Here is a 7,892-nt window from a genome sequence, read left to right as displayed (position 1 = left end):
CTGCGGCCGCAGCGGCGAAGCCGGTGCGCAGGTCGGCGAGGATGTCGTCGATCCCCTCCAGGCCGACCGAGAGCCGGACCAGCTCACCGCTGACCCCGCTCGCGGCCTGCTCGGCCGCGGTGAGCTGGGCGTGGGTGGTCGTGGCGGGATGGATCGCCAGCGAGCGCACGTCACCGACGTTGGCCAGATGGCTGTGCAGCTGGAGGGCCTCGACGAAGGCCCGGCCCGCCGCCGCGCCGCCGCGGATCCCGAAGGCCAGCACGGCACCGGCGCCGGCCGGCAGGTAGCGCGTCGCCGCCGCGTGCCAGCGGCTGGTCTCCAGCCCCGGGTAGGCGACCCACAGCACGTCGTCGCGGCCCTCAAGCCAGCGCGCCACCGCCAGCGCGTTCTCCGAGTGCCGCTGTACCCGCAGCGACAGCGTCTCCAGCCCCTGCAGCAGCAGGAAGGCGTTGACCGGCGACAGCGCCGGGCCGAGATCGCGCAGCAGCTTCGCCCGGGCCCGCACGATGTAGGCGGTCTCCGGGAAGGCCTCGAGGAACACCAGCCCGTTGTAGGACGGATCCGGGCTGGTGAACCGTGGGTAACGCCCGTTGCCCCAGTCGAACCGGCCGCCGTCGACGATGACCCCGCCGATGGACGTGCCGTGCCCGCCGATGAACTTCGTCGCCGAGTGCACGACCACGTCGGCGCCGTGCTCGAGCGGGCGGGACAGGTACGGGGAGGCCAGGGTGTTGTCGACGATGAGCGGCGCGCCCGCCTCGTGCGCGGCCCCGGCCACCCCGGCGATGTCGAGGACGTTCCCGCGCGGGTTGCCGATCGTCTCCCCGTAGAGGGCGGCCGTGTTCGGACGCACGGCGGCCTTCCAGGCACCCAGGTCGTCGGGGTCGTCGATGAAGGTCGTCTCGATGCCGAGCTCGGAGAGCGTGTGGGCGAACAGCGCATACGTCCCGCCGTACAGCGACGACGACGAGACCAGATGATCGCCGGCGGAGGCGATGGTGAGGATCGCCAGCGCCTGCGCCGCCTGGCCGCTGGCCACCGCCAGCGCCGCGGCACCGCCCTCCAGGTCCGCGACCCGCTGCTCCAGGACGTCCTGGGTCGGGTTGACCACCCGGGTGTAGGTGAACCCGACCTCGGCGAGCGAGAACAGGTCCGCCGCGTGACGGGTGTCGTCGAAGACGAACGACGTGCTCTGGTAGATCGGCACCGCGCGGGCACCCGTCGCCGGATCCGGCTGGGCGCCGGCATGGACCTGCCGGGTCTCGAAGCTGTACGTCGTGGGCTCGCTCGTCACGGGTTCCCTCTCACTGCTCGCTACCTGGTCGGTTCACTGCCTGGCCGCCGTCTGCCACCGCCCGCCGTCCTGCCGCCGTCCTGCCGCCGTCCTGCCGCCGCCGGCTCACCTGCCCACAACCGGCGGACCGGGCCGGGCGACATGATCAGTATGCTCCTCGGCCGGCGGGCGCCTCGACGTCGGAGTAGTACCGCCGGGCCACCTCGGGATGGCTGCGCAGCCAGCTCTTGAGGGTGTTGACGCCGTGCTCGGCGAAGATCGGGTTGCGCGGGTCGGGGGGCTCGGCCGCCGGCAGCTGCCGGCGCAGCTCGTCCGGCAGCGGCAGGGGCGCCAGCGTCGCCGACAGGTGCGGGCCGAAGAAGAAGGCCGCCGACACCCGCTCCGTTCCGGCCGGCGGGCTGACGACCCGGTGCACGGTCGCCCGGTAGTAACGCTGGGTCGCCAGCTCGAACATCTCACCGATGTTGACCACGAAGGTCCCCGGTACCGGGGTGACGTCGATCCAGCCGTCGGCCGGCACGTCCGTGCCCGCCCGCGGGCTGCGCGCGACCTGCAGGCCGCCGCTGTCGTCCTGGAGGACGAACGTGACGAAGCCGCCGTCCTTGTGGGCGCCGACGCCCTGGTCGTAGCCGGCGGCGAAGCCCGGCGGCGCGGGCAGGTAGCGGATCAGCTTCAGGTGCGAGCGGGGGTCGACGGCGAACGTCGGGTCCAGGTGGCCGGCGGCCAGGCCGAGGGACTCGGCGAACGCGTGGACGAGCGTGCGGGCGAGCCGTCCCAGCTCGGCCAGGTAGGCCCCGACGATCCCCCGCATCCGGGGGAGCGCGGCCGGCCACTGGTTGGGGCCGTCCAGGCGCAGGTAGGGCGGGTCGTGCGGGCCGAGCCGGCGGGCGGGGCGCTCGTCGCCGATGTCGATCTGCTCGCGGATGTCCGGGCTGTCCCGGGTGATCTCGTGGCCGAGCCGGGTGTACCCGCGGAAGTGCGGCGAGTGGATGTTCTCGATCTCGAGCTTGACGGCCTCGGGCAGGTGGAAGAACTCCCGGCTGACCGCCAGCACGGCGGCGGTGGCGGCCGGCGGGATCCCGTGCCCGGTGAGGTAGAAGAAGCCCGGCCCGTGGCAGGCCGCGCGCAGCGCCGCCAGGAACGCCGTCCGCCCGGGGCCGCCCGTGCGGTAGGGGCCGATATCCAGCGTGGGCAGGGCGGCCGCCGGCCTGGCGGTGGCGCTGCCCGGCCCGTCCGGGCCGGTGCTGTCGGCGTCGGCGCTCCCGGCACCGATGCCGTCGGCGCTGACGTTGCCGGTGCGGGTCCTCTCAGGCCTCCCGGTCGTCCCGGTCGTCCCGGTCGTCCCGGTCGTCTCGGTCATCGTCGGCCTCCTCGTCGGCCGTGGGCCGGAAGTGACGACGGTCGGTGACCGCCGTTCGGTCGGACATGCCGGACAGCGGTCACGCGCCGCGCCGGTCGCGGGCGTACCGGCTGGCCGGGCGGGGCAGCCCCAGGTTCTCGCGCAGGGTCCGGCCCTCGTAGGAGGCCCGGAACAGGCCGCGCCGTCGCAGCTGCGGGATGACCAGGTCCGCGAAGTCGTCGAGCGTCTCCGGCAGGTACGGGAAGATCACGTTGAAACCGTCCGCGGCCTGCGTCTCGAACCACTCCTGGATGTGGTCGGCGACCGTCTCCGGGGTGCCGACGATGGTCCGCTCGTCGCGGGCCAGCCCCCTGGCGAGCTCGCGGATGGTCAGGTTGCGGGCCCGGGCCCGCTCCACGATGAGCCGCTGGGCGCTGCGGCTCTGGTTCGAGACGGGCAGCTGCGGCAGCGGCCCGTCCAGCGGGTGCGTCGACAGGTCGACGCCGCCGAGCCAGTAGGCGAGATCGGCCAGCGCCACCCGCGGGTCGAGCAGCGCGTACAGCCGCTCGGCCTTGTCCTCGGCCTCGGCCAGGGTGCGGCCGACGATCGTGGACAGCGCCGGCAGGACGAGGACGTGCTCCGGGTTCCGGCCGGCCGCGGCCGCCCGCGCCTTGATCTCGGCGTAGAAGGCCCGGGCGGCGGCGCCGTCGGGATGGTGGGTGAAGACGACGTCCGCGGCCGCGGCCGCCAGCGACTTACCGGCCTCGGAGGAGCCGGCCTGGACGACCACCGGATGGCCCTGCGGCGGGCGGGGGATGTTCAACGGCCCGGTCACCGAGAAGTACCTTCCCCGGTGGTCGAGCCGGTGCACCCGGTCGTCGTCGAAGTAGATCCCGGACGCCTGGTCGCGGCGGAACGCGTCGTCGTCGAAGCTGTCCCACAGGCCGGTCACCACCTGGTGGAACTCCGCGGCCCGCCGGTAGCGCTCGGCGTGCCCGACGTGCTCGGGCAGGCCGAAGTTACGGGCCTCCGCGTCGTTGAGCGAGGTGACCAGGTTCCAGCCGGCCCGCCCCCGGCTGAGATGGTCCAGCGAGGCGAACGTGCGCGCCAGGTGGTAGGGCTCGTTGTAGGTGGTGGACGCGGTGGCGATGAGCCCGATCCGGCTGGTGGCGGTGGCCAGCGCGGCGAGCAGGGTCGTCGGCTCGAAGGAGTCGTTGACCACCGAGACCCGGCGCAGCACCTCCTGGTCGGCGAAGGGCACCCCGACGAGGTCGGCGAAGAAGAGCGCGTCGAAGCAGGCCCGCTCGGCGGTCCGCGCCAGCTCGATCAGGTGCCGGATGTTCACGCCCGCGTCCGGGACGGCGCCCGGATGCCGCCAGGCGGCCAGGAACTCCCCCGGCGGCTTGAGGAAGGCGTTGAGGCGCAGCCGCCTGCCGTGGGTCATCGGTTTCCTTCCCCTGCCCCCGGCCCGGCCTGCCGCCCCGCGCCCACCGGCTGCCCGGCGCCCCCGGCACCCCCGGCACCCCCAGTGCCCCCGGCACCCCCGGTGCCGGCCCGGGGGCGCGGCAGGCCGAGGTGGCCGCGCAGCGTCGTCGTCCCATAGCTGTGGCGGAACAGCCCGCGGCGGCGCAGCTCGGGGACGACGAGGTCGACGAAGTCCTCGGCGGCGCCGGGCAGGTAGGGAAAACTGATGGTGAAACCGTCGGCGGCGCGGCTGGTGAACCACTCCTCGATGTGGTCGGCGACATCCTCCGGGGTACCGGCCACGGCGCCCACGGTGGTGAACCGCAGCGCCAGCTGGCGGATCGTGAGGTTCTCGCGGCGGGCCAGGTCGAGCATCAGCTCCTGGCGGCTGCGGCTCCGGTTGGTCGCGCCGATGGGCGGCAGCGGCCCGTCCAACGGGTATCCGGACAGGTCGAGATCCCCGATGTTGTCCTGGACGAGCCGGCGGGCCACGTCGTCGTGCACCAGCTCCTGCAGCTCGGCCAGGCGGGCCCGGGCCCGCTCCCGGGTGCTCGCGACGAACGGCGAGAGCAGCGGCCAGACCAGCAGGTGGTCGCTGTCCCGGCCGTACGCCGCCGCGCGCGCCTTGATGTCGGCGTAGAACGCCTGGGCGCCGGCCAGCGAGGTCTGGGCGGTGAACACCACCTCGCCGTGGCGGGCCGCGAACGCCCGGCCGGTCTCCGACGAGCCGGCCTGGAAGATCACCGGATGGCCCTGCGGCGGCCGGGAGATGTTCAGCGGCCCGCGCACCGTGAAGTGCGGGCCGGCATGGTGCGGGGTGCGCAGGCCGGCCGGGTCGTAGTAGTGCCCCGACGCGGTGTCCCGGACGACCGCGCCGTCGTCGAAGCTGTCCCACAGCTCCCGGACGACCTCGACGAACTCCTCGGCCCGCAGGTAGCGCGCGCCGTGCTCGAGATGGGTGTCCCGGCCGAAGTTGCCGGCCTCCAGCGGGACCACCGACGTCACCACGTTCCACCCGGCCCGGCCGGCGGAGAGATGGTCCAGCGAGGCGAACCTACGCGCGATGTGGAACGGCTCGTTGTAGGTCGTCGTCGCGGTGGCGACCAGGCCGATCCGCTCGGTCACGGTGGACAGCGCGGCCAGCAGGGTCAGCGGCTCGAAGTGGTCGGCGCGGGCGGTGCGCCGCAGCGAGTCGTACTGGTGTCCCCAGATGGCCACGGTGTCGGCGACGAACAGCGCGTCGAACGTCCCCCGTTCCAGCGTCCTGGCCAGCCGGATGTGATGGTCGATGTCGAGCTGGCCGTCCGGTGGCGAGGACGGGTGCCGCCAGCCGGCGATGTGCCCGCCGGAGCCGTGCAGGATCGCGCCCAGGGCCAGCCGGCGCCGGGAGCGGCCCGGTGCCGGCGTCGTGCCCGTGACGGGGGTCGTCATGTCGGGCTCCTCTCCACCGCCGGCGCGGCGGCCGGGGCATGCCGAAGCGGTGGGACAGGTCAATCGGTGCGTCGTGCCGTGGCCTGGCTGTCGTTGGCTGGCTGTCGTTGGCTGGCGTGTCGCGGTGCGCCATGGCCGTGGCCGGCGGCGCGACCAGCTCACCGCCGCCGAAAAATGATCATTACGGCCGGGCGGATCGCACGGAGCACGTCACCGCATGAGGCCGCGGGGCCGTCACAGGGCCACCAGGGGGCGTTGACGATGGACGGCGGGCTTGCGGCACCCACTAGCTGTCAGGCCGGATCAGCGGGGGCTCTGTTCGACGTCAACAGATCTGGTCGAAGTGATGCGCGCGGCGGGAGGACCAGAACGGGTCGAGCATCACCGTCCAGGACGCAGATCCGGCACGCATTGTCCGAATGTAACCGCACCGGTGGCCAGGGGTCCAGCACCACCGCCCGGCCGGGCAGGCAGCGGCGGGACGGGACGCCGCCGGCACAGAATCGGTATGGGCCAGCGGGCGGGAGGGCCGGGCCGCGAGGGCCGGGCCGCGAGGGCCGGGCGGCGAGGGGACGGCTGGTTTGGGTAGGGTGTGGCGGTCCCGGTTCGCCCGCGTCCGTGGGGGGAAGACGGGGGGTGAGATGGACGGCGAGGGAGCACAGAGCCCCATACCAGGAGACCTTTTCGGCGATCTCCCCGTGAAACGTGCGATGACGGCCGGCGTGGACGCGCACGGCACCGTCACCGCGTGTGGCTCCCGCACCCCCCACCTGCTCGGATACTCCCCGGCCGAGGTCGTCGGGCGGTCGGTGGCCGATCTTCTCGCCGCCCCGCTCCCGCGACCGGCCCGGTGCCGCCTGGCGGACGGGCGGAGCTGGAGCGGGACCGCCGTCCTGTGCCACCGCGACGGGCACGGCCTTGAGGTGTGGCTGCACGCCCAGCCGCTGCCGGCCCGCGACGGGACGGTCACCCAGTGGTTCGTGACCGCCGTCACCGTCCAGGACCTGCGTGACCACCAGCGTGAGCGCCAGGCCGAGCTGACGCTGCTGGACTGGGCGTTCACCCAGGCCCCGATCGGCCTGGCGATCTTCGATACCGAGGTGCGGGTCCGGCGGCTGAACAGCGAGTCGGCCCACATGACCGGCCTGCGGGAGCGGGACGCGCGCGGGCGCCCGGCGGCGGAGGTGTTCCCCGCCCCCGGGCAGCACCAGCCCGCCGGCCTGGTCGAGCAGGCCCGCCAGGTGGTGCGGACCGGCGAGCCCGCATATTACGAGGCCTACGAGGACTACCGGGCCCACGGGGCCGACGGGGCCGACGGGGCCGACGGGGCCTTCCACCAGGCACCGGGCGAACCCCGCGAACGCGCCTGGGCGATCACCCTGTCACCGGTGCGGGATCCGGCCGGCCAGGTCAGAGGCCTGCTCAGCGCGTCGCTCGACATCAGCGAGCGGTACTGGGCCCGGCAGCGGCTGACCCTGCTCAACGAGGCCAACGCCGCCATCGGCAGCACCCTCGAGCTCACCCGCACCGCCCAGGAGCTCGCCGACATCGCCGTCCCCCGCTTCGCCGACTGGGCCAGCGTCGACCTTCTCGACACCGTCTACCACGGGGACGAGCCACCGCTGGGCCCGATCACCACCCCGGTGGTGCTGCGCCGTACCGCCCACCAGTCCGCCCTCATGGGGCAGCCGGAAGCCGTCGTCGCGCTGGGCCAGACCGACATCTACCCACCGGACTCCCCCATCGCCACCGTCCTCGCCACCGGCCGGAGCGCCTCCTACCGGATCTCCGACCCGCCGATGGCACGATGGATGGCGGCCAGCCCCCTGCGGGCCGCCCGGATCCGCGAGTACGGGCTCCACTCCGTCATGATTGTTCCGCTGCGCGCCCGGGGCAGCACTCTCGGCGTCGCCGTCTTCATCCGTCACCAGCACCATCCCGGGCCCTTCACCCCCGACGACCTCGTCCTCGCCGACGAGCTCGGCGCCCGCACCGCCGTCTGCCTCGACAACGCCCGCCGCTACACCCGCGAACGCACTACCGCCCTTACCCTCCAGCACAGCCTCCTCCCCCACCATCTCCCGCGGCACACAGCCGTCGACGTCGCCTCCCGGTATCTGCCCGCCGGTGCCCAGGCCGGCGTCGGCGGCGACTGGTACGACGTCATCCCGCTCTCCGGCGCCCGCGTCGCCCTCGTCGTCGGCGACGTCACCGACCACGGCATCCACGCCGCCGCCACCATGGGCCAGCTGCGCACCGCCGTGCGCACCCTCGCCGACGCCGACCCCACCCCCGACGAGCTGCTCACCCGGCTCGACGACGTCATCACCCGGCTGGCCACCGGCAGCAGCCAGAACGCCGACC

Annotated in this window: 5 protein-coding genes; 1 reads left to right on the top strand and 4 read right to left on the bottom strand. The window is 73.9% G+C overall.

The window, feature by feature from the left end; genetic code table 11:
* The 4 genes from NBX02_RS09530 to NBX02_RS09515 all read right to left on the bottom strand — a co-directional run.
* The coding region (locus NBX02_RS09530) for a bifunctional o-acetylhomoserine/o-acetylserine sulfhydrylase (RefSeq protein ID WP_250290976.1) at nucleotides 1-1,294 on the bottom strand (1,294 nt) is incomplete at its 3' end.
* Between the two features lie 145 nt (nucleotides 1,295-1,439).
* Nucleotides 1,440-2,654, bottom strand: a complete 1,215-nt coding sequence (locus NBX02_RS09525; RefSeq protein ID WP_250290974.1) for a 2-oxoglutarate and iron-dependent oxygenase domain-containing protein — start codon at nucleotides 2,652-2,654, stop codon at nucleotides 1,440-1,442.
* Nucleotides 2,655-2,733: 79 nt separating this feature from the next.
* Complete coding sequence (locus NBX02_RS09520) at nucleotides 2,734-4,077, bottom strand: LLM class flavin-dependent oxidoreductase (protein ID WP_250280871.1); 1,344 nt, start codon at nucleotides 4,075-4,077, stop codon at nucleotides 2,734-2,736.
* Entirely contained in the window at nucleotides 4,074-5,528 is a 1,455-nt protein-coding gene (locus tag NBX02_RS09515; protein ID WP_250290972.1) for an LLM class flavin-dependent oxidoreductase, read from the bottom strand. The genes NBX02_RS09520 and NBX02_RS09515 overlap by 4 nt, the downstream gene beginning before the upstream one ends.
* Nucleotides 5,529-6,226: 698 nt before the next feature.
* Here NBX02_RS09515 and NBX02_RS09510 point away from each other — a divergent pair.
* Nucleotides 6,227-7,892, top strand: a 1,666-nt coding sequence (locus NBX02_RS09510; protein WP_250290970.1) for a PAS domain-containing protein, incomplete at its 3' end; no start/stop codon positions are given.

Origin of the sequence: Protofrankia sp. CiP1_Cm_nod1 (assembly GCF_920888515.1) — a bacterium.
GTDB lineage: Bacteria > Actinomycetota > Actinomycetes > Frankiales > Frankiaceae > Protofrankia.
The sequence above is the reverse complement of the archived record's forward strand: the minus strand, read 5'-3'. Positions and strand labels throughout refer to the sequence as shown.

Bases quoted from the DNA above. Each gene is read 5' to 3' on its own strand.
- NBX02_RS09525 (WP_250290974.1), bottom strand. From the start codon at position 2,654: ATGACCGAGACGACCGGGACGACCGGGACGACCGGGACGACCGGGAGG.
- NBX02_RS09520 (WP_250280871.1), bottom strand. From the start codon at position 4,077: ATGACCCACGGCAGGCGGCTGCGCCTCAACGCCTTCCTCAAGCCGCCG.
- NBX02_RS09515 (WP_250290972.1), bottom strand. From the start codon at position 5,528: ATGACGACCCCCGTCACGGGCACGACGCCGGCACCGGGCCGCTCCCGG.